The 24654-nt window shown below is 72.5% G+C and carries 21 protein-coding genes; 14 read left to right on the forward strand and 7 right to left on the reverse strand.

Going from position 1 to position 24654, the window contains the following annotated elements; genetic code table 11:
• Window positions 1-450, forward strand: a 450-nt coding sequence (locus tag ACWFR1_RS07595) for a transposase (RefSeq protein WP_453547629.1), incomplete at its 5' end; no start/stop codon positions are given.
• A 34-nt stretch (window positions 451-484) separates the two neighbouring features.
• Here ACWFR1_RS07595 and ACWFR1_RS07600 read toward each other — a convergent pair.
• The 5 genes from ACWFR1_RS07600 to ACWFR1_RS07620 form a co-directional block, all read right to left on the reverse strand.
• Complete coding sequence (locus ACWFR1_RS07600; RefSeq protein WP_453547632.1) at window positions 485-6526, reverse strand: amino acid adenylation domain-containing protein; 6042 nt, start codon at window positions 6524-6526, stop codon at window positions 485-487.
• Window positions 6523-7284, reverse strand: a complete 762-nt coding sequence (locus tag ACWFR1_RS07605; protein WP_453547635.1) for a class I SAM-dependent methyltransferase — start codon at window positions 7282-7284, stop codon at window positions 6523-6525. Before ACWFR1_RS07605 ends, ACWFR1_RS07600 begins: the two co-directional genes overlap by 4 nt.
• Before the next feature lie 55 nt (window positions 7285-7339).
• Complete coding sequence (locus ACWFR1_RS07610) at window positions 7340-8092, reverse strand: thioesterase II family protein (protein ID WP_453547637.1); 753 nt, start codon at window positions 8090-8092, stop codon at window positions 7340-7342.
• Window positions 8093-8212: 120 nt separating this feature from the next.
• Window positions 8213-8476, reverse strand: coding sequence for a hypothetical protein (locus ACWFR1_RS07615; protein WP_453547639.1), 264 nt, complete (start codon window positions 8474-8476; stop codon window positions 8213-8215).
• Entirely contained in the window at window positions 8469-9131 is a 663-nt protein-coding gene (locus tag ACWFR1_RS07620; protein WP_453547641.1) for a hypothetical protein, read from the reverse strand. The genes ACWFR1_RS07615 and ACWFR1_RS07620 overlap by 8 nt, the downstream gene beginning before the upstream one ends.
• A 262-nt stretch (window positions 9132-9393) precedes the next feature.
• On the opposite strand from ACWFR1_RS07620, the gene ACWFR1_RS07625 reads away from it, so the two are divergent.
• From ACWFR1_RS07625 to ACWFR1_RS07650, 6 genes are all read left to right on the forward strand, one after another.
• Window positions 9394-10080 carry a Crp/Fnr family transcriptional regulator gene (locus ACWFR1_RS07625; protein ID WP_453547643.1) on the forward strand — a complete coding sequence of 229 codons (687 nt, stop codon included), beginning with the start codon at window positions 9394-9396 and terminating at the stop codon, window positions 10078-10080.
• A 165-nt stretch (window positions 10081-10245) separates the two neighbouring features.
• Window positions 10246-11181, forward strand: coding sequence for a hypothetical protein (locus ACWFR1_RS07630; protein WP_453547646.1), 936 nt, complete (start codon window positions 10246-10248; stop codon window positions 11179-11181).
• The gene (locus ACWFR1_RS07635) at window positions 11178-13550 is read left to right on the forward strand and encodes a hypothetical protein (RefSeq protein ID WP_453547649.1); all 2373 of its coding nucleotides are present in this window, start codon (window positions 11178-11180) and stop codon (window positions 13548-13550) included. The genes ACWFR1_RS07630 and ACWFR1_RS07635 overlap by 4 nt, the downstream gene beginning before the upstream one ends.
• An 80-nt stretch (window positions 13551-13630) precedes the next feature.
• The gene (locus ACWFR1_RS07640) at window positions 13631-14875 is read left to right on the forward strand and encodes a PE-PGRS family protein (RefSeq protein WP_453547651.1); all 1245 of its coding nucleotides are present in this window, start codon (window positions 13631-13633) and stop codon (window positions 14873-14875) included.
• Complete coding sequence (locus tag ACWFR1_RS07645) at window positions 14872-15435, forward strand: Pycsar system effector family protein (protein WP_453547653.1); 564 nt, start codon at window positions 14872-14874, stop codon at window positions 15433-15435. Before ACWFR1_RS07640 ends, ACWFR1_RS07645 begins: the two co-directional genes overlap by 4 nt.
• Window positions 15436-15532: 97 nt before the next feature.
• Window positions 15533-17167 carry a M48 family metalloprotease gene (locus ACWFR1_RS07650; RefSeq protein WP_453547655.1) on the forward strand — a complete coding sequence of 545 codons (1635 nt, stop codon included), beginning with the start codon at window positions 15533-15535 and terminating at the stop codon, window positions 17165-17167.
• Window positions 17168-17191: 24 nt separating this feature from the next.
• Here the strand turns inward: ACWFR1_RS07650 and ACWFR1_RS07655 are convergent, their stop codons facing one another.
• Entirely contained in the window at window positions 17192-17653 is a 462-nt protein-coding gene (locus tag ACWFR1_RS07655; RefSeq protein WP_453547657.1) for a MarR family winged helix-turn-helix transcriptional regulator, read from the reverse strand.
• Between the two features lie 86 nt (window positions 17654-17739).
• Between ACWFR1_RS07655 and ACWFR1_RS07660 the strand changes: the two genes are divergently transcribed.
• Both ACWFR1_RS07660 and ACWFR1_RS07665 read left to right on the forward strand, forming a co-directional pair.
• Window positions 17740-18069 (forward strand): rhodanese-like domain-containing protein, encoded by a 330-nt coding sequence (locus tag ACWFR1_RS07660; protein ID WP_453547659.1) that lies wholly within the window; start codon window positions 17740-17742, stop codon window positions 18067-18069.
• A 17-nt stretch (window positions 18070-18086) separates the two neighbouring features.
• On the forward strand, window positions 18087-18656 hold the full coding sequence (locus ACWFR1_RS07665; protein WP_453547662.1) for a YceI family protein: 570 nt from the start codon (window positions 18087-18089) through the stop codon (window positions 18654-18656).
• Window positions 18657-18849: 193 nt separating this feature from the next.
• Here the strand turns inward: ACWFR1_RS07665 and ACWFR1_RS07670 are convergent, their stop codons facing one another.
• Window positions 18850-19452: a TetR/AcrR family transcriptional regulator gene (locus ACWFR1_RS07670; RefSeq protein ID WP_453547664.1), complete on the reverse strand. Its 603-nt coding sequence runs from the start codon at window positions 19450-19452 to the stop codon at window positions 18850-18852.
• A gap of 435 nt (window positions 19453-19887) precedes the next feature.
• Here ACWFR1_RS07670 and ACWFR1_RS07675 point away from each other — a divergent pair, with 435 nt between their 5' ends.
• Genes ACWFR1_RS07675 through ACWFR1_RS07695 form a run of 5 tightly spaced genes read left to right on the forward strand, consistent with a single transcriptional unit; the run spans window position 19888 to window position 24602 of the window.
• Window positions 19888-21033: an aminotransferase class I/II-fold pyridoxal phosphate-dependent enzyme gene (locus ACWFR1_RS07675; protein ID WP_453547666.1), complete on the forward strand. Its 1146-nt coding sequence runs from the start codon at window positions 19888-19890 to the stop codon at window positions 21031-21033.
• A gap of 27 nt (window positions 21034-21060) precedes the next feature.
• A complete protein-coding gene (locus tag ACWFR1_RS07680) occupies window positions 21061-21627 on the forward strand; it encodes a DUF6190 family protein (protein ID WP_453547668.1) in 567 nt (188 codons plus the stop codon).
• Between the two features lies 1 nt (window position 21628).
• Complete coding sequence (locus tag ACWFR1_RS07685; RefSeq protein WP_453547671.1) at window positions 21629-22426, forward strand: dihydrodipicolinate synthase family protein; 798 nt, start codon at window positions 21629-21631, stop codon at window positions 22424-22426.
• Window positions 22423-23301, forward strand: a complete 879-nt coding sequence (locus ACWFR1_RS07690) for an iron-containing redox enzyme family protein (RefSeq protein ID WP_453547673.1) — start codon at window positions 22423-22425, stop codon at window positions 23299-23301. Before ACWFR1_RS07685 ends, ACWFR1_RS07690 begins: the two co-directional genes overlap by 4 nt.
• Window positions 23298-24602 carry a methyltransferase domain-containing protein gene (locus ACWFR1_RS07695; RefSeq protein WP_453547676.1) on the forward strand — a complete coding sequence of 435 codons (1305 nt, stop codon included), beginning with the start codon at window positions 23298-23300 and terminating at the stop codon, window positions 24600-24602. The genes ACWFR1_RS07690 and ACWFR1_RS07695 overlap by 4 nt, the downstream gene beginning before the upstream one ends.
• The last annotated feature ends 52 nt before the right edge of the window (window positions 24603-24654 follow it).

The following is a 24654-nucleotide window of genomic DNA, read 5'->3' on the forward strand; positions in this document are numbered from 1 at the left end:
ACCTCCTCGCCCACCGCGGCCCCGCTGATCGTGGCCCGGTTCACCAAGAGCCAGTGCCACCCCTGCCCGGCCCGCGCCCAGTGCACCACCTCCCGTGAACGCCACCGCACCGTCGGCTTTCCCCCACGAGAACTCCGCGACCTGCAACTCCGCGTCCGTGCCGAGCAGCAGACACCCGAGTGGAAGACCCGCTACGCGGTCCGCTCCGGAGTGGAGGGAACGGTCAACGAGTTCGCCCACGGCCACGGCATGCGCCGCTGCCGCTACCGAGGCCAGAGCAAGGCTCATGTCCAGCACGTCCTGACCGCCATCGCCATCAACATCGAGCGCCTCAGCGGTCTCCCACCGACCGAGGAAGCACCCCGGCCACGCCGACCGACCGCCTTCCAGACCTACCTCGATCAGCACGAGATCCCCCGGCCGAAGTCCTGGCGCACCCTGGGCGCCTGACCTCGGCGACTCCAAGATCCCCGACAGAGTCAAGCTAGCTGTTCGTGCTGTCGACGAGCCGGTCGATCGTGGCCGCGAGGTCCTCGACCGTGCGGGCGGTGAACATCTCCCGCAGGCCGATCGCCACCCGGAAGCCGTCGCGGATCCGGGCGACCAGCCGCGTCGCGGCCAGGGAGTTGCCGCCGAGCTCGAAGAAGTTGTCGCGGACCCCGACTCGGGGCAGGTTCAGGACCTCGCACCAGAGGGCGGCGAGCCGTTCCTCGGTCGGGGTGCGCGGCGCGACGAACCCGGGTGTGTCGTCGGTCTGCCGGGGGGCGGGCAGAGCGCGCCGGTCGATCTTGCCGTTGGCGCTGAGCGGCCACCTGTCCAGGGTCACCACGCGCTCGGGCACCATGTGCGCGGGCAGCCGGTCGCCGAGCCACCCCCGGAGCCGCTCGGGGAGCGGCACGGCGGGCCCGGCCGCTCGGGTGGGGGCGTCGCGGTCGACGTGGCCGCCGAGCAGGGAGTGCACCAGCATGTGACGCTCGCCCAGGGCGAGCAGCGGCCTGACCGGGTCGAAGGAGAGCGCGCCGATCGGGCAGAGGCCGATGTCGGTGCGCGCCGCCCGCTCCATCAGGAGCTGGCCCATGTACCCGGCTTCCAGCAGGCACAGGTCGCGGGCGATCGAGCCGTACAGGGGCTCGATCGCGTCGAGGTCGGCGACGAGGAACACGCTGAAGCCGGCGTCCTCGAAGACGGCCCGGTTGTGCGCGGCGTGGATCCCGGCATCGAGCGTCGCACCCTCGTCGAGAGTGACCAGCGCGTTCTCCCGCGGGTCGTGGTAGTACGTGCCCGCCGGGAGGCCGGCCACCGCACCGGCCTTGACGTGCAGATACGTCTGGACCGGGTAGAGGCCGCCGCCGGACGGATAGCGGCACCTGGGGAGGCCGTCCACCTCGTCCTGGCGCAGGACGTCCAGGCAGTCGGCCAGGTCGGCGAGGCCGATCGGTTCGGCGACGAACGCCCGCTCGCTGCGTCGCCGCGACGGCTCCTCCGGCACCTTCGGGAGGGCGACCCGCGGCCGGTCGGGTTCCCGGCGCAGGCCGTGCCGGGCGAGCTTGAACGCGGCCCGGCCCAAGGGGTCGAGCACGGTGACGCCGTCGCGGCGGGCCTCCTCGATCTCCGCCGTGTCCGGCAGCGCGGCGCCGGCCGGCGACTCGGCGACGACGTAGGCGACCAGGCCGTCGTGGCCGGGCCTGTCGGGCCGGCCGGTCGCGGTGACGACGGCCGAGGCGACGGCGGGGTGCGCGAGCAGCGCCGCCTCGATCTCGCCGAGTTCGACGCGCTGACCGCGGATCTTGACCTGGAAATCGGCCCGGCCCATGAACTCGACGGTGCCGTCGGGCCGCCACCTGCCGAGATCCCCGGTGCGGTACATCCGCTCCCCGGAGCCGGGGTGGGCGACGAACACCGCCGCGGTGCGCTCGGGGTCGCGCCAGTAGCCGTCGGCGAGGCACGCGCCGGAGACGTACATCTCGCCGGTGACCCACTCCGGGCATTCCTGGAGGCGCTCGTCGAGCACGTAGTAGCGGACGTTGGCGAGGGGCGTGCCGTACGGGATGCTCCGCCAGGCCGGATCGACCTCGGCGACGGGGTACCAGATGCTCCACACGGTCGTCTCGGTCGGGCCGCCGATGGAGACCAGCTCGATGCCGGGCGCCGCCGCCGCGAGCCGGGGCGGCACCGTCAGGGGGATCCAGTCGCCGCCGAGGATCGCCAGCCGGAGCGAGGCGAGGCGGTCGTCTCCGGCCGTGCTCTCCAGGAGCATCTCCATCATCGCCGGCACCGAGTTCCAGACCGTGATCCGGTGGGTGGCGATCAGCTCCGTCCAGTGCGCCGGGTCACGGCGGTCGGCGGCGGCCGGTACGACCACCGTGCCGCCCGCGCCGAGCACGCCGAAGACGTCGAAGGCGGACAGGTCGTGGTGGAGCGCGGTCACCGCGAGACAGCGGTCGCCCTCGGCGATCCGGTACGTCTCGATCGTCTGCACCAGGCAGTTGACCAGCGCGCGGTGGCTGACCATCACGCCCTTCGGCTCGCCCGTCGAGCCGGAGGTGAACATCGTGTAGACGAGGTCGGCCGGGCTGCCGCCGGAGGGGAGCGGTGCGCCGGTCACGGCGGGCAGCGGCCGGTCCAGGGACAGCCGCAGCGGTCCGGCCGGCCAGTCCAGCGTGTCGTCGAGCCACGACTGGGTGAGGACGAGGTCGACCTCGCCCCTGTCGAGCAGCCGGCGCAGTCGCGCGCCGGGCAGTTCCGGGTCGACCGGCAGGTACGCGGCGCCCGAGAAGAGCACCGCGTAGGCGGCGGCGATCTGCTCCCAGCCCTTGTCCATGACGATGGCGACCAGCCGGCCGGGCCGTGCGCCGTGCGCGCGGAGCCGGCCGGCCACCTGCCGGGCGGCGGCGTCGAGTTCGGCGTAGGACAGCGTCCGGTCCGGGGCGATCACCGCGGGGGCGTCTGGGCGGTCGGCCACCTGCCGCTCGAAGAGCTGCTGCACCTGGATCTCCGGTACGGCGCGGGTCGGGCCCGCGCTCCTCCGGCGCCGCTCGGCCTGCGCCGGGGGCAGGGCGAGCGGCCCACTCCACGACCAGCTGTCCTCGTCGGTCGCGAGCCGGTGCAGCAGGTCCGTGTGCGCGGCGAACATGTCGTCGAGCAGTCCGGCGGGGAAGAGCTCGTCGACGGCGTCCCAGTTCAGGAGCAGCGCTCCCTCCTCCTCGTGGACCTGCTCGTCGAGGGAGACCTGCGGGGTCTGCGAGACGGCGAAGACCGGTTCGAGGAGCTTCTCCAGCGGGGTCCTCGCCGCGGTGGCGAAGGCGAGGTTGCTGGTCATGACGACCGGCATGAGCGCCTGGTCGAACCCGCCCTGGAGCCGCATCAGCTCGCGCAGCACCTCGACGCCGCTGACGTCCTGGTGCCGCAGGTCCGACCTGAGCTGCCGCTGGAGCCCGCGCGCCCGCTCCAGGAAGGAGGAGTCGGCGCGGAAGTCGACCTCCAGCAGGGTGAAGGAGGCGAACTGCCCGAACACCTCGTGGAAGCCGGGGTCGTGCACGGGCCGGGTGAGGCGCGGCACGTTGAGCGTGAAGTGCCGACCGGCGCTCCAGGCGGCCACGGTCTCGGCGTAGACGGCGAGCAGCAGTCCGGTCGGGGTGAGCCCGGCCCGGCCGGCCCGTTCCTTGAGGCGCTGCCACAGTTCGGCGGGCAGGGTCGTCTCCCGCCGGGTGAACCGCGGCCGGTCGACCGACCCGGCGCGGGCGGCGGCCGGGAGCTGTGGCGCCGGGGGCAGCTGCGGCAGCCTGCTCCACCAGTAGTCGCGCGAGCGCCGGTACGAGGCCCCTTCGCGACGGTCCGCCTCGGCGCGCACGTGGTCGCGGAAGCTCTTCTCCGGCGCCGCCGGCCGGGCGTCCGGTTCTTCGTAGAAGCGGGACAGGTCGTCGAGGAGCAGTCGCCCGGAGGAGAAGTCCGCGATCAGCGAATCCACGCTGAGGTGGATACGGAGACCGTCGTCCAGCCGGGTGGCCGCGACCTCGAACAGCGGCCACCGGTCGGCCGGACGGACCTCGTGCGACAGCCGGTCCCGGGTGGCCGCCAGCTCCGCCTCCGCCTCGTGCGGCTCCCGTCCGCGCAGGTCGGTGACCCCGATCTCGTACGGGGGGAAGTCGGCGAGGATCCGCTGCTCGTTGCTGTCGGGCAGCATGACGGCCCGCAGCATCTCGTGCCGGTCGATCACCCGCCGCCAGGCGTGCTCGAAGCGGGGCAGGTCGAGAGCGGGGGCGTCGAACTCCAGATAGACGTGGGTGGAGACGTTCCCCAGCTCGAACGCGCCGGTACGGCCGAGGCAGTAGGCCTGTTGGGTGTCCGTCTGCGGGAAGGGGGCGTGGGCGGCGGCCGCGTCGGGTCCGTCGGCCGCGGGTCGGGCACTCGCGGGTTCGGCGGTCGACGAGAGCGCCGTCCCCGCTGTCGCGACGCGTGACGTCCCGGCCGGGACCACCAGGCCCTCGTCGGTGAGGGGGAGCCCCGACGGGCACCGCTGGAGGACGGTGGCCGCGAGCGCGGTGAGGGTCGGATCGCCGTCGAACACGGCGTCGGAGACGTCCACGCCCAGGTCGCGCTCGATCCCGCCGACGAGCCGCAGCGTGGCCAGCGAGTCCAGACCCAGATCCAGCAGTGGGCGATCCCGGTCGGGTGCGGCCGAGCCGTCCGTGACCAGGGTCGCCACCAGACGGCTCAGATAGGCCTCCACGGCGCCCTGTCCGCGATTGGCCGGGGGCGGTGCCGGGCTCGTGCCCGTACCGGTGGTCCACTCGCCGACGACGGTGAGGGTGCCGTCGAGGAGCGCCTGCCGGGTGGCCCGGCGCTGGATCTTGCCGCTGGAGGTCTTGGGGACGGTGCCGGTACGCACGAGGACCAGGCCGTGGAGGCGGACGTCGAACTCCGCGGCGATCGCCCGGCCGAGGTCCCGAGCGACCTCGGCCATGGGCGGCGGTGCCGCCCCGCGCCGGAGCTCGGCGACGATCACCAGGCGCTCCGTCCCGTCGTCGTCGACGGTGACGGCGGCCGAGGTGTTCGCCTGCAGCGCCGGATGGCCGCGCTCCGCGCAGCGTTCGATGTCCTGCGGGTAGAGGTTGCGGCCCCTGACGATGATCAGGTCCTTGCTGCGGCCGGTGACGAACAGCTCGCCGTCCCGCAGGAAACCGAGATCCCCGGTCCGGAGGAACGGTCCTTCTCCAGTGGCGAGTTCCGCCTCGAAGGTCGCCGCGCTCTCCTCCGGCCGCCCCCAGTACCCGCGGGCGACGTTCGGGCCGCCCACCCAGATCTCACCGACCCGCTCGGGGCCGAGGACGGCCGCGGTGGCCGGATCGACGACGAGCAGCCGCTGCCCGTCGACGGCGGAGCCGCAGCCGGTGACGTCCCGGCTGCGTCCGGGCCCGGCGTCGGCGGCGCCGGGGACGACGTGGTGCGCCTCCAGGGCGGGCGCGTCGACCGTGACGGCGGACGAGCGGCTGAGGTGCTCCCCGCAGGACACCATCAGGGTGCCCTCGGCGAGACCGAAGCTGGGCCGCAGCGCCTCCCTACGCAGCCCCCAGGGAGCGAAGTGCTCGGCGAACCGGTCCAGCGTCGCGGACCGTACGGGCTCCGCGCCGACGATGACGGTGCCCAGCGTGCTCAGGTCCAGGGGCTCGTGGTCGGCGGGATCGACCCGCTCGACGCACAGGTCCAGGGCGAAGGGGGGCGTCGGGGAGGTCGTGGCACCGTGGGCGGAGATCGCGCGCAGCCACTGGAGGGGATCGAGGACGAACGTGCCCGGCGCCATCAGGACGCCGGGGCACCCGGAGACGAGGGGTTGCAGGATGCCGCCGATGAGCCCCATGTCGTGGTACGGCGGCAGCCAGCTCACGACGACGGAGTCCTCGGAGGTCCGGGTGCGCGCCTGGATCTGGGCGGAGTTGTGCAGCAGGTTGCCGTGCGAGACCATCACGCCCTTCGGCGCGGCGGTGCTGCCCGAGGTGTACTGCAGGAACGCGAGGGAGTCGGTGCCGACGAGCGGATCCCTCCACTCCTCGGCGTCGACGGTGAGAGCGCCGGCCGGCAGCCAGGCGACCTCCCGCAGCTCGGCTGCGTCGAGGAGCTGCTCGCGCACACGGGCCGGGATCCGGTCACCGGTCAGGGCGGCGGTGGGGGCCGCGTCCGCGGCGACGGCCCTGAGCCGGGCCAGGTTGCGGGAGTTCGGCGGGTAGCAGGGGACGGCGATCGCCCCCGCGTACAGGCAGCCGAAGTACGCGCTCAGGTAGCCGGCGCCCGGCTGGTGCAGGATCAGCACCCGGTCGCCGGTCTTGCCCTCCTCCTGGAGGCTTGCCGCCACCACCCGTGCCCGGTGGTCGAGTTGCGCGTAGGTCAGGCGGGACTCCTCCTCGCCGTGGCTGTCGAGGAAGACGTACGCGAGGCGGTCCGGCTGCCGCGTGGCCCGTGCCCGCAGCAGGTCGACGAAGCTGCTCGGCCGTCGGCCGTATGCCCCGGGGAAGGGTACGGAGAGGTTCATGCCTGGTCCTCCGGGTCTCGTTCGCCGTCACCGGGGTGCCCGGCGGGCTTCTCCGCGCTCACCAGCAGGGTCCGGACCCAGGGCCCGCTCCACCACATCCGGGGGCCGGCGTCGGTGCGGGTGGTGTTGACGGCGCCGGCCGCGCGCAGGATCTCGACGTAACGGCGGGTGTGGAGGATGTCGGCGATGAGCAGCCGGCCACCGGGCCTGAGCACCCGGTACGCCTCGCGTACGGCCTCCTCGCGGCCCTGGGCGCTGGTGATGTTGTGGATCGCCATGCTGGACAGCACGACGTCGAAACGCTCGTCCATGACGGGCAGTCGCCGCATGTCCGCGGTGACGAACTCCACCCGGTCGGCGACCTGTTCGGCTTCGGCGTTGGCGACGGCGGTCCGCTGGTCGTTGCCGGACTGGTCGACCGAGCGCCAGATGTCGACCCCGGTGACCCGCCCCTTCGGCACCCGGCGCGCCACGGCGGTCAGCACCGCTCCGCGTCCGCAGCCCAGGTCCAGGACCTGCTCGTCGCCCTGGAGGTCGAGCGCGTCCAACTGCTCCTCCCAGACGAGGAACTTGCCTCGGACGGAGGCGTGCAGGAACAGCCCTCCCGCGACGGCCGTCACCGGCGGGATCCGCAGCAGCCCGCGGGGGCCTCCCGCGGCGACCGCCGCGAGAGGTGCCACGACACCGGCGCCGAACGCCAGCAGCCAGCCCGGGGCGTCGACGCCGTAGCGTCCCTGTCGTAAAGACTTCTTGCTCATGAAAAGACGGTCCTTGATCACGATGTCCGTAAGGAAAGGGAGAGGAGGGCGCGGGTCAGCGGGCCCGGCAGGCGGCCGACACGAGGGCGAGGACCTCGTCGGTCGACTCGAAGGGGAAGAAGTGGCCACCGGCGATGATCCGGACCGTCACGTCGGTGCCCAGCTCCCGCCAGCGTTCGACGTCGGCGGGAGGGGCCGCCGGGTCGTCTGAGCCGCCGAGGGCGATCAGACGCACACCGGGCGACAGCGTGCCGTGGGTCCGGTAGGTCTCGGCCGCCTCGAAGTCGGCGCGCAGCACTGGCAGGAAGAGCTCCAGCCACTCCTCCTCGGCGAGCAGCTCCGGAGGGATACCGCCCAGCGCGCCGAGCCGGGAGAGGAACTCCTCGTCCGGGAGCAGATGCATCGCGGGGGTGCCGCGGGGCACGTGCGGAGGGACGCTGCCGGACACGACCACGGCAGCCGGTGGGCGGGGGCCGTCCTGGAGGGCGAGGCCGAGTTCGTAGGCGAGCAGGGCGCCCATGCTGTGGCCGAACAGCACATAGGGAAGGTCGTCGGCGCGGTGGGCGATCGGCCCGGCGAGCTGCTCGCCGAGCCGGAGCAGCGAGGTCTCGGCGGGCTCGGCGATCCGGATCCCGCGCCCCGGCAACTGGACGGGCACGACCTCGATCCCGGGGCCCACGAGGCCGTGCCAGGACCGGAAGACCGACCCGTCCGCTCCGCCGTGCGGGAGGCAGAAGAGCCGGGCACCGGGCCGGGTCGCCACGGAACGTTCAGGGGGAAGCCACGGGTTCTCGGAGATGACACTCACGGAGGGCACGCACTTTCGAATCGATGGTGACGCTCAGTCACCCCAATGGATCTTTGGGTGCAACGACCACTCCGATCGAAAGAAACGGTGATCTTCGGAAGTTCCGGTGATGGCCACGGCTCAGTGGAAGATGGCCATCGCCTGGACTTCCAGGACCCCTTCGGCCGCGTTCCGTTCCTGGACCTTGCCCAGGCAGCGGGCGGAGAAGGTGCCCGGGGGGACGTCGTTGCGCAGGCCGTCCGTGGTGCAGGTGACGCGGACGCGGGGCCCCTGGGAGGGGTCGTCCGGGTCTCCGTACGGGGCGAGGGAGACGGTGGAGCCCTCGCCCGCGCGGGTCGCGCGGAACCGGCCCCGGATCAGGACGAAGCTCTCGACGTCACGCAACTGGACCGCAGGCGTCGGGGCTCTGCGCGACGATCCGGTTGGCGTTGGCGATCCCGTTCCGCCGGATGCCCAGGTCGTTCCAGCGCTTCCCGCGGTCGATGCCGTCGAGGAACTTCCGCATGTCCAGCGAGTAGCAGAGCGGCCGGTCCGCACCCGCGGAGGGCAGCGGGGTGGCGATGCCGGCGTCGCGCAGGGTCTCGGCGTACTCCCGGTAGGTCGCGAGGACGATGGGGCTTACGAAGGGCCGGTGCACCTTGGCGTACAGTCCGTCCGCCGCGCGCACTCCGGTGATCAGGTCACCGGCGGGCTGCCCGGAGGGGAAGACGAAGTCGAAGGCGGCGATGTCCCGCACGGCGACCTCGCGCGAGCCCGAGCTGGTGATGTGGACCGTGATGTGGTGCGTGAGCAGGATCCGCTGGACCTCCTCGTCCTCGAAGAAGTCCCGCTTGGAAGCCATCTTGCCCTCCAGGACCACGACGCGCTCGAAGGGCAGCAGCAGATCGCCCGGCACCGCCGGCGTGGTGAGCCCCGTCAGTACGGTCGCGAGCGCGGGGAGGAGGAACAGCCGCAGACTCCGCCGCGACCACGATCCGGACGCCCGGCGGCGTACCGCCGGCCGGGGCTCCTCGACGACCGATCCGTCCGCGGCGACCACACCCGTACCCCCACTCGTCCGCTCCGCCCCTCGCGTGACAGCCTGTGCCGCCCAGTTGGCCGGCGTCGTGCGGTGGGGGCAATTCCAGGTGACACCGCACGGTGGCCGGGCAGACCTTCGCCGCAGGAGCTCCAGGTGCTCCCCGAGCTGACCGCGGGCCGGACCAACCGGGTGATCACCGAACGGCCGCGGCCGGGATGCGCTAACGTCCCGGCTGATCGTCCGGTCGTGTACGGCCCGAAGAGGTAGTCGGGAGAATCAGTTGACGCAGTTCGAGGACCAAGTCCCCTTCGTGGCGCGCTTGGACACCGACGACCGGCAGGCGCTCTTCCACAGCGGCAGACCCCTCTCCTTCCCCGCGCGGCAGCTGCTGCTGCGGGAGCACGAGCCCTCGACCCACGTCCTGATCATCCTTTCGGGGTGGGCCAAGGTGACCTCGGCGGCTCCCAACGGATACGAGGCGCTCCTCGCGCTCCGGGGGCCCGGCGACATCGTCGGCGAGCAGGCCCTGCTCAGCGGGCGGCCGCGCGGCGCGACCGTCATCGCGCTCGAACCCGTCGAGTCCCTCGCCGTCGACGCCGAGCGGTTCGGCGCCCTTCTCGACGAACGCCCGGGCATCGCACGCAAGTTGCTCGCCCTGACCGCCGACCGTACGCGCGACAGCGACCGGCGGCGCGTGCAGTTCGCCTCGCTCGCCGTGCAGGAGCGGCTCGCCCTGCTCCTCCTCGAACTGATCCGCACCCACGGCGAGGAGTCGGAGGACGGCGTCCAGCTCACCGCCGGGCTCACCCAGAGCGAGCTCGCCGGCTCGGTCGGGGCCTCGCGCGAGGCGGTGGCGCGGCTGCTCAAGCAGTTGCGGGACCGGGGCATCGTGCGGACCGGGCGGCGCGGCCTCGTCGTCGTACGACCTGACGTACTCCGGCAGATGGCGCGCTCGGGGAACGCCTGACCGCGGCCGCCGCGGCGGCCGGCGCGGGACTCGTTCTGTGCACACGGTCACATTCCGAGTGTGCTAGGTTCCGTCGCCTCGAACTCCCTGCCCCTGACATCTTCTTGATGTCCAGAAGGCCCCGAGCGGGGGCCGTTTCACCAGCGTCTCCAGCGGAAGGCGGCCATGCGCGAGCCTGTCAACCGGACCATCCTCCTCCTCGACGTCGAACGGTTCAGCCGTCGTGACGACGTGGTGCAGGCCGTCCTGCGGCGCACCTTCAACAAGATCGTCGACCAGACGCTCGAGGCCGCGGGCGTCGAGGCGACCCAGCAGTACCGCGAGGACCGTGGTGACGGTCTGATCGTGCTGCTCAGCGGGGACGTGGCCAAGACCGTGCTCCTTCGGTCACTGCTCACGACCACCCCCGAGCTGCTCCACGAGCACAACCTGCTCGCCTCGGACAGCGCCCAGATGCGGCTGAGGATCGTCCTCGCGTCCGGCGAGGTGGCCCACGACCCGCACGCCGGGACGACCGGCGGACTCGTCGGACACGACCTCAACCAGGCCTGCCGGCTGCTCGACGCGGACGTCCTGCGGTCCGCCCTCGCCGAGCGCCGGGACGAGCACTGCGTCCTCGCGGTGAGCGCCCCGGTGTACGAGGGCGTGGTCCGGCACGGCCACCGAGGGGTACGGCCCGACCTCTTCCGGCGCGCGGACGTCACCGTGAAGGACGGTGTGCTGCCCGCCTGGATCCACCTGGGTGCGGCGCAGGACCGGGGGGACCGGGGCGGGGGGCAGGGGGCCGACGTGGCCCCGGGGGGCGCCGGGGCCACCGGGTCCACGGAGGCGACCGAGATGAGGGAGGCGACCGGGATGAGGGACGCCACCGAGACCAGGGAGGCCGCCTACGCCTCCGCGTCCGCCCCCGCCCAGGCCGTGGCTCCGCAGGAGCGGCCCGCCGGGGCCGTCTTCCACTTCCACGGCGGCGCGCCCGTGATCCACGGCTCCCTCGTCGGTGGCGACCAGCACGGCGTGAGCGGCGGCCAGGTCACCGGCGACGTCGTGCTCGGCGGCACCCGCGCCGCCGAGGACGACTCCGCCGACGGGAGCCGGTCGTGAACGGAATCCAGGACCACCGGTCCGGCCCGGACGGGCCCGGCCCGCACCCGGAGCGGTCCGCGGCGGACCCGCACGACCCGCACGACCCGCACACGACACAGGCGCCGGACGGGACCGGCAACGCGATCGCCGGCGCCGAGGAATCGGCCGGCGGCGTGGACGACGAGACCGAGCACGCCTGGGACTCCCGCCGTGACCTCTACCGGCACAGCCCCGGCATCATGTTCGGCCACTCCGCCCGCGTCGGCGGTTCGCTGGTCGGCGGCGACCAGCACGGTGTCAGCGGCGGCCACGTCACCGGAGACGTCATCCTCGGCGGCAGCAAGGTGGAATACCACCTCGGCGGCGACACCGAGGAACGCTCGGGCGAGATCCCCCGCTCCGAAGTCGAGGCGCTCGCACGGAACTTCGTTCACCCCGCAGGAGAGAAGCGCGAGGACCACGACGCCACCGCCGGCGACAGCGACGCGCCATTGACCGTCGAACCATGGGAACCCGGCAGCCCCTTCGCCGTCGCCCTCGCCGGGCTCAGGGAACACCGCGTGGCCATCCTCTCCGGTCCCGCCACCACGGGCCGCAGGGCAGCCGCCCTCATGCTGCTCCGCGCCGTCGGCTCCCGTTCCTACCGGGCCCTCGACCCGGCGCTCCCGCCCGGCCGGCTCGCCGGAGAACTCCGCGAAGGCTGCGGCCACCTCGTCGCCGACTTCACCACCACCGCCGAGCGTCCCCTGCGCGAACACCACGTCCGCGCCCTCAGCGAGCGGCTTCACGCCGCCGGCAGCCATCTGGTCGTCGTCGTCGGGCCCCACCCCGTCGTCCACGGCAGCGTCAGCCCGGTCTCCTGGGAGCCGCCCGAGCCCGCAGCCCTGCTCGCCGGACACCTCCGGCACAAGGACCTGGCCGGGCGGACCGTCGACGAACTCCTCGCCCTCGCCGAGGTGAAGGCCGTCCTCGCACACCACCGGCCGGTCGCCGACACGGCACGCTTCGCCGAGTGCGTCGCCGACCACGCGCGCGGCACGGTGTCCCTGGCCGAGCTCGGCGCGTTCGGCCACTACGCCGCCGAACGCCAGGTCAGGGAGTGGTTCGACAGCGCGGACCACAGCCTCCACGACAAGGCCTTCCTCATCGCCCTCGCGACCTTCGACGAGGCGCCGTACCCCCTCACCGCCGAACTGAGCGACGTCCTCTTCGGCCTCCTCCAGCGCATCGAGAACCCGGGGGAACCGGCCCGGATCCCCGTCTTCGGCACCTCCAGCGCCCAGCGCGTCGAGCAGGCGCTCGCCGACCGGTACCAGGAGCCGGAGGAGACCGAATGGGGCCCGGTGCTCCAGACGAAGGTGCAGTTCAGGGACAAGCTCACCGCCATCACCCTGCTGCGCGAGGTCTGGACCGGGCACCCGTCCGCACGGCCCGCGCTCGTGGCGTGGCTGCGCCGTCTCGCCGACGACCCCCGGCCCGTCGTCCGTACCCGCGCCGCCGCCACCGCCGCCGTCATGGCCGAGGCCGACCTGCCGTCGGCCATGGCGCTCCTCATCCGTTCCTGGGCGGCGGACCGCCGGCTGCGCGCCCGCCTCGCCGCCGCCAACGCCCTGGCTCTCGCCCACCACTTGGGCGCCCCGCACGTCTCCCGCATCCTCGCCGAGTGGTGCGTCGCACCCGACCACCGGCTCCGCTGGACGGCCGTCCGCGGCTACGCCCTCGTCGGGGACGCCTTCCCCCAGGAGGCCCTCGCCGCACTCACCGAGGCCGCCCGCGGCCTGGAGACCCGCGTCACGCCCGTGCGCGGCTGGGCGGACGAGCGCGACGACCTCGCCCAGTCGGCGGCGGCCCTGCTGCTCGCCGCCGGACAGGAGGCGGCCGCCCGCGACGACTGGGACGCCGTCGCGGGTCTGTGGGGCGCGCTGCCGCCCCTGCTCCGCGGCACCACCAGGGACTTCGTGCTGCGCGCCACGGTCCACGCCTGCGGCCCCACGGACGGACCCGGCGGTACCGGACGTCCCCTGCTGCTCGACCTGTTCGCGCGCGGCGACGCGACGCCCGGAACGTACGGAGCGGTGCTGCGGCACGCCCTCGCCGCCCTGTGGCGCGGAGTCCTCAACGACCCGGTGTGCTCCGCGTCCGGACTCAACACGCTGCGCCACTGGGTCCGCGCCGCCGAACACGACCGGGGGGCCGAGACAGCGCTCGCCGGACTGCTGCCCCTGCTCGCGGTCTCCACCGAGGACCACCGGCGTCTCGCCTACCTCCTGGAGAACCTGCGCGGCGAAGGCGACTCCGCCCCGCCCGCGGTGGCCCTCCGGCTACGGGCCCTCGTCCTCGTGCCGACGGCGCCCGTGCCGCACGCGGACGCCCGTACTCCGGCGTAGACCCGCCGTCCCCGGCATCAGTCCCCGGCGTGAACCCTCGGGCGCACGCCGCCAGTACGGTCCCAAGGAGCCACGTCACCATGATGAGCCAGCCGCCCCAGTGGCAGCAGGACGCGAACCGCCACACCGCACTCGTCGACCCGGTGGTCACGATCCAGGAGCTGTCCCGCTTCAAGCCGCTGCGCGCCACGCGCATCGACCACGCCCTCGTGTTCACCACGGCCCAGGGAAGCCTCGACACCTATCTGCCGCCGAGCCGGCCGAGCCGTACGGAGCTCGCCACCCGGCGCTGGACCAGCGTCTACGAGGTGGACATGGGGTGGCACGAGGCCGCCACCGTCCTCGCCGTCGCCAGCCGGCGCGACGCCTTCCTGTTCGAGGTGTCCCTGAGCTGCACCTGGCAGGTCCTCGACCCGGCCGCCTTCGTGGCGAGCGGCGAGCGGAACGTCCCGGCGATGGTCCAGCGTCTCGTCGAGCAGGCCGTCCGGCCCGTGCTCCGCGGCTTCGACATGGAGGACAGCGCCGCGGCCGAATCCCATGCCCGCAAGGCCATCGAGGCCGCCGGGCCGCTGGGTGTGCGGGCCGGGCTCGACGTCCGCTGCGGTCTCCAGATCCGGCGGGACGAGGCGGCCCTCGAACAGGAACGCCAGATGCGCGAGATCGCCTTCGCGCGCGAGAAGCTCGAACCGCGCCACGCCCTGCTCATGCGGGAGGACGAACTGGCCGCGGAGCGCGCGCTCGTCCAGGGCCGGCAGCAGCACCGCATCGACTCCCAGCAGCAGGACCTCGACCACGAGCGCGCTCTCGCGCGCGGACAGCAGGAGCTGGAGCTCCAGGAGATCGAGGCCAAGAAGATCGAGTACTACGCCTACTACCTGGAGCGCGGCGGCCCGGCGGCGATGGCCTTCCAGCTCGCCCGGCACCCCGAGGACGCCCGCCTGGTGATGGAGAACCTGCGCCAGGACCAGTTGCTGGCGATGAAGAACCAGCTGACGGTCGCGATCCAGGCGCTCGGGGGCGGCCCCGGCGGCCTGGAGGAGCACCAGATGGACGAGCCGCGCCGGCTCGCGGCCAACGTCATCAAGGAGGTCCTGGGCGCGAAGCTGTCCCCGGGCCCGGCGCAGCCCCCCTCGCAGCCGCAGTCCTTGGCGCAGCCTCAGCCCGCGGCCGACGCGGCCGACGCGGTGGACGAGGCCGACGACGAGGGGGCAGCGGTCGAGGGGGCCGTGGTCGAGAGGCCCGGGCCGGCGCAGCCCTCGCCGCCGCCCCCGCCGGAGGACGGGCCGGTCTTCGGCTACCACACGCCCCCGCAGCCCCCGCGATGAGCGCGACCGCTCCCGAAGCGGGCTCCGGGTCCGTGCCGGCGCCGGTACGGGCGGAGCCGCAGCGACTGTCGCAGAGCGCGGCCGAAAGGCTCCTGGGCGAGCTGCGGCAGGAGGCCGTACGGGCCGACACCAAGGGGTCGATCCTGGTGGCCGCGCAGGGCATGGCCGCCGCCGCGCTCGTCGGCGTGCTCGCCGCACGCGGCTGGCACCCCAACGACCTCTCGGTGTCGGGCCAAGTGCTGTGGTGGGCCGGAGCCGTCTGCTTTCTCGTCTCGCTCACGTCCCTCCTCATGGCCGTCGTCCCCCGCTACCGCACGGTCGGCTGGCAGCCCGGCGACCCCCTCACACACTTCGCGGACATCCGGGGCGCGGCCCGTCGAGGGCAGTCGGTCCTGGAGGAGGCGCTGCGGGACACCGACCGTGCTCCCAGGGCGGCCGTCGTCGCCTCCCTCATGGAGAACAGCCGGATCGTCTCGATCAAGTACGAGTGGCTGAGGGTGGGCATCGCCGGGTTCACGGTGGCGCTGGTGCTGCTGCCGGGCGCGCTGCTCGCCGGCTGAGACGGCGGGCCCCGCGGGAGTCCGCGGGGTCCGCCGGGACGGCTGGGCCGCCGCCGTCGACGATTCGTCACGCACAACCGTCAGGAGACACATCGCCATGTCCACGCCCGACCACGAGGACGTCCCGCCACCGGAGTACCCGGAGTACCCGGAGTACCCGGAGTACCCGGAGTACCCGGAGTACCCGGAGCGCCCGGCGTATCCGGGGGAGGAGGTCCCGTCACCGCCGTCTTCGGGAGGGCTGGTTCCGCCCCCGTACCCGGGAGAGCAGAACGCGCCCCCGTCCTACCCAGGCGAGGCGCCCGTGCCGCCGTCGTACCCGGAGGAAACACCGCCCCCGGCGTACCCGCGAGAATCAGCCGCCTCCCCGCCCGCGTACCCGGACGCGATTCCGCCGTCCAACGCCCCGGGCGTCGCGGCGCCCTCGTACCCCGCGGACGTACGGACCGTCGTACGGGACGCGGCGCGGCCGGCGGACGTCCGCGCTGCGTCCCCGCCCGCCTACCCCGGCGAGGCGGTGCCCGCGCCGAGGGCCGCGGAGGACGTGACGCCCGTGTCCCCGCCCCCGCCGCCCCGGCCCGCGGGGCCTCCGCCGCCGGCCTCGGGGCCCGTCGACGGCTATGACGACCTGGCCCTGGACCAGGGCCGCAGGATGGTGAAGTCCGTACAGCGCGGGATCGACGGGGCCGCGTTGTCCCATCTCCTCGTGACCCTGCCCATCGGGCTGGTCAGCCTGGGTGTCGTCGCCTTCCTGTCCGCCCTGGTCAACCCCGTTCTCGCGCTGGTCGTCCCGGTGCTCTGGCTGTTCTCCGGGCCGTTGGTCTTCCATCGCAAGGTCGAGGCGGCCATCGCCCGGCGGCTGTTCGGGATGCGCAGGCCCACCCCGGAAGAGGCCCAGCGGCTGGACGTGGTCTGGGAGCAGGTGACGCGTCGCGCCGGTGTGAACCGGGAGACGTACGAGCTCTGGATCCAGGAGCGCGCCGAGCTGAACGCGACCGCCGCCGCCGGGCACATCGTCGCCGTCACCCGGCATGCGATGGAGCGGCTGCCCAACTCCCGTCTGGGCGCGGTGCTGGCGCACGAGCTGGGCCACCACGTGGGCGGCCACACCTGGGCGGCGATGCTGGCCGACTGGTACGCCCTGCCCGCGCGGGCGGCCGGGCGGGCCGTCCTCGCCCTCCTCTTCCTCCTCTTCCGGACGAAGCACTGGGCCGGCATCGCCTGCGGCGGCTGCCTTTCGCTCATGATCGTCCAGTTCCTCTTCCTGTTCACCGTCGTGGAAGGGATGTGGTGGTTCGTCGTCCCGCTGGCGGCCGGTCCGCTGCTCGTCGCCTGGCTGCACCGGCGGGCCGAGTTCCGCGCCGACGCGTACGCCGTCGGGCTCGGGTTCGGCGAGGCGCTGGAGACGGTCCTCGTGACAGAGGCCCAGGCCACGGCGGTGCCGGGTGCGCCCCAGCAGGGGCAGGCGCCGATGCCGATGCCCCCGGGGATGCCGCCGTTCCCGCAGCAGTACCCCGGCGGGCACCCCGTGCCGCAGCCCCACCCGGGACAGCCGTACCCCGGGCAGCCGTATCCCGGCCTGCCCTACCCCGTACCGCCGGGCCCGGAGGAGTCCTGGAAGGCGGCGGGTGGTGGGCGGCTCGTGAGCAGGGCCGCGCACACGAACGCCGAGGCGCGCCTGCGCAACGTACGGCTGGTCATGTCCCAGCAGATCCAGCGCTCGGCCGGCTGAACGGGCGCGCGGGCGCGGCGCTGGTCAGCCCAGGCGGAGGTCGTCGCCCGTGCCCGCCACGCGCAGGAGCGCCGTCGTGATCACGGCGGCCTCCTCGTCCGTGAGGTACCGGCCGAAGTGCTCCCGGATGCCGCGCATGTAGACCGGCGCGGTCTCGCGCAGGGCGGAGCGGCCCTCGTCGGTGATCACCGCCCAGGTGACGCGCTTGTCCGTGTCGTCGGGCTGCTTGCTCACCAGGCCGGAGCGGGCCATCTCGTCGACGAGGCGGCTCACCCGGGTCCTGCTGAGCACGACACGCTCGGCGACCTCCTGCATGCGCAGGCCCCGCTCGCCGGCTCCGCGGAGCTCCAGGAGCACGTCGTACCAGGTGAGCGGGATGCGGCCGTCGCGCTGCACATCGCTCTCGATCGCACGCACGGCGGAGTTGTGAGCCAGCAGCAGCGCTCGCCACGCCTCGACCCGGTGCTCACCCTCTCTCATGACCATGACGAGAAGTATAGCTTGTGTGCGCACGCACGGACTATTAGAGTGTGTGCAGACGCACGGACTATTTCTGATGAGGGAGACCACCCATGGCTCAGCGGATCTCGCGTGACGAACTGAAGAAGAAGATCGACGAGAACCTGGTGACGGTGATCGAGGCGCTGCCGGCGCAGTACTACAACGACAAGCACCTGCCCGGAGCGCTCAACGTCCCGCACGACCAGGTGGACGCGCTGGCGCCGACCCTGCTCCCGAACAAGGAAGCGGAGATCGCCGTCTACTGCGCCAACAGCCCGTGCCCCAACTCCGGCATCGCGGCCGACCGCCTTGTCGAGCTGGGCTACACCAACGTGTACGAGTACTACGAGGGCAAGGACGACTGGGTCGAGGCCGGTCTGCCGACCGAGTCCGTCGCCTGACCGAAGGAGCGCACGGCATGACCACCGCACCCACTCGTACCGTCGACGGCGTGGAACTGCCCGCCGCCGGCCCGTGGAAGATCGACCCGGGGCACGCCGAGGTCGGCTTCGTCGGGCGTCACTTCATGCTCACCAAGGTCCGCGGGCGCTTCACCGGGGTCGAGGCCACCCTCGTCATCGGCGAGCGGCCCGAGGACAGCAAGGTCACCGCGGTCATCGACGTGGCCAGCGTCGACAGCGGTGACTCCACGCGCGACGAGCACCTGCGCTCCGCGGACCTCTTCGACGTGGAGAAGTATCCGAAGGCCACCTTCGTCTCCACCTCGGTGACGTGGGACGGCAGGCGCGGCACGCTCGTCGGCGACCTGACCATCAAGGACGTCACCCGCCCGGTGACGCTCGCCGTGGACTACCTCGGCTACGCGCGCGACCCGTGGGGCAACGACCGTACGGTCTTCTCCGCCCACGGCAAGGTCAACCGCGAGGACTGGGGCCTGACCTGGAACATGGTCCTCGAGTCCGGCGGCATCCTCGTCTCCAAGGAGATCGAGCTGTCCCTCGAGTTCGAGGCGATCCGGGAGGGCTGACAGTCCCGGTCGGGAGCCTCGGTGCGGTGATACCCCGCACCGAGGCCCATCGCCATGCCCGGACGCGCTTCGAGCCCGGACGCGCTTCGAGCCTGGACGCGCGTCGAGTCTGGACGCGTGTCGAGCCCGGACGCGCCTCGCCATGCCCGGACGCGCTGTGCCATGCCGGCACGGGCCGCGCCCGGAGGCCGCGTCAGTGGTCGATGACTCGTTTCACCAGCGTGAGCAAGGTGCTCCGGATCCGTTCGGGGTCGAACCGGCCCTGACGCAGGGCGTGCTGGAGGTCAGAGTCCAGCGGCGCCAGGAGCAGATGGGCCGTGCAGTCGGCGTCGAGATCCGGACAGGCCTCGCGGAGCATCAACGCCAGGTGGACGCGCCAGAATCCGTACGAACCTATCCGGTAGCGTGCGCCCGGCGCGGCCGTCTCCGAGAGCCTCACCAGTTCCAGGTTGTCGTCCAGGAGATCCAGGTACGCGTCGAAGAACGCCAGGACGCGATCGGCGGCCGGGGCGTCGGGGCCCAGCGGTGGCGGGCCGAAAAGGATGCGCTCCTGGAGCCGGCTGTCCTGCGTGTCGAGCAGGGCGGCCGCCAGCCCCGCCTTGCTGCCGAACCGGCGGAACAGCGTGCCCTTGCCCACGCCCGCCTCCGCCGCGATGCGGTCCATGGACACGCTCTCGACCCCGTGGCGGTCGAACAGCGACTGGGCCGCGGCCAGAATGCGCAGCCGGTTGCGCGCGGCGTCCGACCGCTCCGGTGCCGCCTCGCGTGTGTCGAGGGGACAGCTGTCGGGCGGCACCTGCTGCACCTGGGGGCCTCTCGGTTCTCGCTCCGTGGGAGTCCCGGTGGGGCCCGGGCGGCGTCTGGGCAGTTTACGGCCAGGAACCCCCGGGCGAAGGCCGAGTCACCGCGACTCGCCCTGCCCCGGATCGCTTGTCCCGCCGCCGCGCGATGTGGCAGAGTCGCCCCCAATCGGACCGCAGTCCGTTTACGGGGGAGATGCATGTCTGGAACCGGTTTCCGATATTGCATCGCAGCCGACGCTGAGCGTCTGGGCCTCCATCCGTAGAGGCAGTTCCCCCACCGTCCATCAGTGACGGTCTTCCGTGTGCCCTGGGCCGCGGCTCGCCGCAGCAGCAACTCTCCGGGACACGAGCAGAACCGTGGCGCCCCGCGCCACGCCGGCACTCCCGCACGCACGCGCTCACCCGTATGCCGTTCGCATGGAGGAACCATGACCGCGCACGCCGGCACGACCCTGAGCAGCCAGGAGCTCCTCGACCTGACGCAGCACGAGATCCAGGCCCTGCTCACCGAGTTCAACCTCGCCGACGCCCACACCCACCAGCGTCAGTCCGCCGCCCAGCACAAGATCGTCGCCCGGCTTCCCGAGCTGTGGTACGAGGCGGAGGAGGGGCTCCAGGCCACCTACGAACAGCGGTTCATCGAGGCGTTCTTCCGTCTCCACCGCCAGCCCACCGCGCTCGCCAAGCAGAAGACCCTGCTGTCGTACGCCGCCTCGATCTCCACCATGGTCGTGGCGATGTACCTGAAGCAGCAGCGCATGGCCGTGACCCTGGTCGAGCCCTGCTTCGACAACCTGCACGACGTCCTGTCGAACATGGGCGTCCCGCTGTACCCCGTCGAGGAGTCGGCACTGCACGACCCCGACCGGATCTACGCCGAACTCAAGCGCCGGGTCCGCACCGACGCGCTCTTCCTCGTCGACCCCAACAACCCCACGGGGTTCAGCCTGATGCAGCACGGGCGCAAGGGCTTCGAAGAGGTCGTGCGGTTCTGCAAGGACCACAACAAGCTGCTGATCATCGACTTCTGCTTCGCCTCGTTCACCCTCTACGACTCCGAACTCGTCCGGTTCGACGTATACGAACTGCTCGAGGAGTCCGGGGTGCGCTACCTGGCCATCGAGGACACCGGCAAGACCTGGCCGGTGCAGGACGCGAAGGCGGCCATGCTCACGGCCAGCGACGACATCAAGGAGGAGGTGTACAACCTCCACACGAGCGTGCTTCTGAACGTCTCGCCGTTCGTGCTCAACATGCTGACCCAGTACGTGGAGAACTCCGAGGCCGACAGCCTGGCCTCGATCCGTGACGTGCTCGACGTCAACAGGGCGGCCGTCCGGGAGACCCTCCAGGGCACGATCCTCGAGTACCAGGAGCCGATCGCGAAGACCAGCGTTGCCTGGGCCAGGATCCAGCACCCCGAGCTGACGCGACGGAACTCCAGCGGGAGCTGCGGGAGGTGGGTGTGTACGTCCTGCCCGGGCGGTTCTTCTACTGGAGTCAGCCGGGCCGCGGCGAGCCCTTCGTCCGCATGGCCCTCGCCCGCGAGCCGCAGATGTTCGCCGGCGCCATGAAGCGACTGCGGGAGGTGCTGGACCGCCATGGCCGCTGACGAGACAGGTGCCGCGATCGCCGAGGACGCCGACGGACGCGCCGCGTTCATCGACGCGGCGCTCTTCCTCGGCATGCACAGCGCCGACGACGGCCTGCGCGTCGCCGCCAAGGCGTTCTTCGTGCGCCACCTCGAAGAGCGCGTGGTGATGAGCCTGGAGCAGGTCGGTCGCTGCGACGACGTGATCTGGGGCTACTCGCGCGAACTCCAGGACCTCTACTACCCGTTCATGGACCACCTCCACACGGTCATGGACATCAGCCGAGAGGGGTACGACCGGGCGGACGTCCACCTGGCCCTCTCCGGCTCCGACACCCCGCGGCAACTCCCTTTCATCGACCGGATGCTGGTCGGCCAGGTGATCAACCGCAAGGGACTGCTGCATACGGTCGGCCCCCGGTTGTCCGGCTTCGACGGGCTTCCCGTCCGCGCCGTGGCCGACTGGCCCGCCGGCGAGCCGGAGCCAGCCTTTCCCGAGCCGCTGGAGCGGCTCTACCGCACATCGCTCGCCCTGCGCCTGCCCCTCGGGGACAGCGCCCTGACCGAGGGAGCCTGAGATGAACCAGGGAGTGATAGCCGCCCTGGTGACACCCCTCTCGGAGACCGGCGAGGTCTCCGAGGACGGCGTCGCCCGGCTGCTCGACACCCTCCGCCCCCACGTCGACGCCCTGCTGCCGAACCTCAGCACCGGCGAGGGCCGGTGGCTCACGGACCGCCAGTGGGAGGACATGCTCGGGGCGACGGTGAAACACGCCGGCGAACTGCCCGTCCTGGCGGGCGTCCTGCGGCCCACCACGGAACAGGTCCTCGAACGGGCGCGGGTCGCCGCCGACCTGGGCGCGCACGCCCTCGTCGCCACCGGTCCGTACGGCACCGGGGTCACCCAGGGCGAGATCTACCGCCACTTCGCGGACCTCGCCGAGCACGGCGGCTTACCCGTGGTCGTCTACCACGGCACCGAAGTCGCTGGAAGTTGCGCGGACTTCGACACCCTGCTGCGGATCTGCGAGATCCCCTCGGTGGTGGGCGTCAAGGACTCCTCGGGCAGCTCCGCCTTCACCCGGCGGCTCGTCGAGGCCCGGCCCGGCGCGCGCGTCCTCGCCGGTCTCGAACACCTGCTGCTCGAATCCGGGCCCGTCGACGGGTACGTCGTGGCGCTCGCCAACGTCGAACCGGCCCTGTGCGCCGATCTGTTCGCCGGCCGGCTGGCGAACGCGGAAGAGGTTCTCGCCGACGCCTGCGCGCGCTACGGCCTGGAGAAGGACGACTGGTACCGCTGGGTCAAGACCGCGCTGTACCGCAGCGGGGTGCTGGAGACCGACAGGACCGCGGACACCGGGGAGGTCGATTCGTGAGCACGGCAACGAACACCGTCCAGACCTCGTCCCGGGCCGCCGGAGCGGAGTCGGTGCACCGTGAGCTGTTCCGGCACAACCGCGGGATCACGGACTCCCGCCTGCTCGCGCGGGTCGAGGAGATCGAGCGGGACTGGATCGTCCCACTCGTGGACTCCCTCGACTCCACCGGCGAACCGGTCCCCGACCGGGCCGGCTGGCAGCGCCTCCTCGACGGACTCCTGGCGGACGAGCGGGCCGGCAACCCGTCCGGCGAGTACCTCGCCGATCACGCAACCCGCGAGGAATTCGCCTTCGTCGTCCGGGAGTTCGCGCTCGGCGGGCTGACCGAGGCGCAGAACTTCTTCCCGGCCGTCCCCCGGCTCCCGATCAAGGCCCAGATGGCCGTGATGCGGGTCCTGATCGACGAGTTCGGCTGCGGCAACATCCAGCAGGCGCACTCCCAGCTCTACCGGCTGCTCCTGTCCGAGCTGGGCCTGCCGCAGGAACCCGACAGCTTCCTCGACACCACCGCGGACGAGACCTTCCAGTTCCTGAACGTCTTCTACTGGCTCACGCAACGCACCCCGCACGTCGAGTACTTCCTCGGCGCCCTCGCCTACCTGGAGGCGTCCATCCCGGACGCGTTCACCCACCAGGCCCAGGCCTGCGAGCGGCTCGGCATCCGGCAGAGCCGCTATTACACCGAGCACCTGCACATCGACACCTTCCACATGCGCGAGATGCAGCTGGCCATCAAGGAGCACGAGGCGGCGTACGGTCTCGACCCGGCCCGGCTGTGGACCGGCGCCCGGCTGCTCTCCGGGCTGATCGGCGGCGCGTTCGACGCCGCCGTGACGCGGGCCAGGGAGCACGCCGGCCGGGCGGCGGCATGACGGACCGCGACCCCGCCACCGAGCCGCCGTCCCTCAGGGAACTTCCCGGCGACCGTCTGCGCGTCCGCGCCGCCGGCCAGGAGTTCGTGATCGACGCCTTCTGCCCGCACCGCAAGGGGCGCCTCGTCCACGGTTACGTGAACCCCGGCACCCTGCGCATCAGCTGCCCGCTCCACCACAGTGGCTTCGACCTGGCGACCGGCTGTCCGACGCGCGGCCCCGGCGACGATCCGCTGACCGTGTACCGCGGGGGTGTCTGGCCCGGCTACTACGCCGCCGAGCAGGTCTGGCTCCCCGCCTCCGAGCAACTGCTCGAATGGGGGGCGGAGTTCCATGAGCTGATGCTCGGGGACGACCTCCGGATGACCGCGTTCAGTACCGCGATCAACGAGGCCGTACGACCCGGGGACGTCGTCCTCGACCTCGGCACCGGCACCGGCATCCTGGCCCGCTGGGCCCTGGAGGCCGGGGCGGCCCGGGTGTACGGCATCGACCTCAACGAGAAGGTGCTCGCCACGGCGGCCGAGCGCCTCGCCGAGGCGGGCTTCGCCGACCGCTTCGTCCCACTGCCCGGGCTCTCCTTCGACCTGGAGCTGCCCGAGCGGGTCGACATCGTGATCTCCGAGATCATGGGGAACCTCGCCGACAACGAGAACTTCTCCGCGATCCTCGACGATGCCCGGGAGCGCTTCCTGCGGCCCGGGGGCGCGATGCTGCCCAGCCTCGTGGACAGCTTTCTGGTCCCGGTGACCGCCGAGTCCGCCCACGCGCAGCTGACCGGCGAGGGGCCGCGGGACGCGGGCGGGCCCGAGGCCTTCGCGGACCTGCTCGCCGCCCGTGGGGCGGAGAGCCCCTTCTCCCTGTACTACGACACCGTCCTGCCGGTCGCGGGCCATCTCGCCTCGCCCCGGCTGATCCGGCGCTACGAGCCGGGTTCGGCCCCGGCGGGCGGGACGGAGACCTCGTACCGCGTGTCACCGGCCTACACCGTGCAGCGGGACGGCGTCTTCACCGGCTTCAAGGGCTACTTCGTCGCCCAGCTCTCGGAGAGCGTCGCCCTCGACATCTCCGGGGACGACATCGAAGGGCGCACGACGTCCGACAGCTGGAAGCACTGCTACCTGCCGGTCGAGCGGCCGGTACGGGTGCGGCGCGGCGACCGGATCGCGCTGACGTTCAGCCGCCGGGGCGGCCGGGACGGCAACCCCTTCGGCCAGACCTACAGCTGGGAGGGGCAGGTCCTCTCCGGCTCCCGGGTGGTGGACCGGTTCGCCCACAGCACCGGCCCCGCCACCGACTGACCCGACCATCCCGACATCCGACCATCCGGCCACCTGATCACCACAGAGAACA

This window comes from Streptomyces sp. NPDC055103 (assembly GCF_053607625.1).

Excerpts from the sequence above, each read along its gene's own strand:
- ACWFR1_RS07600 (WP_453547632.1), bottom strand. The coding sequence starts at position 6,526 with ATGAACCTCTCCGTACCCTTCCCCGGGGCATACGGCCGACGGCCGAGC.
- ACWFR1_RS07605 (WP_453547635.1), bottom strand. The coding sequence starts at position 7,284 with ATGAGCAAGAAGTCTTTACGACAGGGACGCTACGGCGTCGACGCCCCG.
- ACWFR1_RS07630 (WP_453547646.1), top strand. The coding sequence starts at position 10,246 with ATGCGCGAGCCTGTCAACCGGACCATCCTCCTCCTCGACGTCGAACGG.
- ACWFR1_RS07640 (WP_453547651.1), top strand. The coding sequence starts at position 13,631 with ATGATGAGCCAGCCGCCCCAGTGGCAGCAGGACGCGAACCGCCACACC.
- ACWFR1_RS07645 (WP_453547653.1), top strand. The coding sequence starts at position 14,872 with ATGAGCGCGACCGCTCCCGAAGCGGGCTCCGGGTCCGTGCCGGCGCCG.
- ACWFR1_RS07650 (WP_453547655.1), top strand. The coding sequence starts at position 15,533 with ATGTCCACGCCCGACCACGAGGACGTCCCGCCACCGGAGTACCCGGAG.
- ACWFR1_RS07655 (WP_453547657.1), bottom strand. The coding sequence starts at position 17,653 with ATGGTCATGAGAGAGGGTGAGCACCGGGTCGAGGCGTGGCGAGCGCTG.
- ACWFR1_RS07660 (WP_453547659.1), top strand. The coding sequence starts at position 17,740 with ATGGCTCAGCGGATCTCGCGTGACGAACTGAAGAAGAAGATCGACGAG.
- ACWFR1_RS07665 (WP_453547662.1), top strand. The coding sequence starts at position 18,087 with ATGACCACCGCACCCACTCGTACCGTCGACGGCGTGGAACTGCCCGCC.
- ACWFR1_RS07675 (WP_453547666.1), top strand. The coding sequence starts at position 19,888 with ATGACCGCGCACGCCGGCACGACCCTGAGCAGCCAGGAGCTCCTCGAC.
- ACWFR1_RS07680 (WP_453547668.1), top strand. The coding sequence starts at position 21,061 with ATGGCCGCTGACGAGACAGGTGCCGCGATCGCCGAGGACGCCGACGGA.
- ACWFR1_RS07685 (WP_453547671.1), top strand. The coding sequence starts at position 21,629 with ATGAACCAGGGAGTGATAGCCGCCCTGGTGACACCCCTCTCGGAGACC.
- ACWFR1_RS07695 (WP_453547676.1), top strand. The coding sequence starts at position 23,298 with ATGACGGACCGCGACCCCGCCACCGAGCCGCCGTCCCTCAGGGAACTT.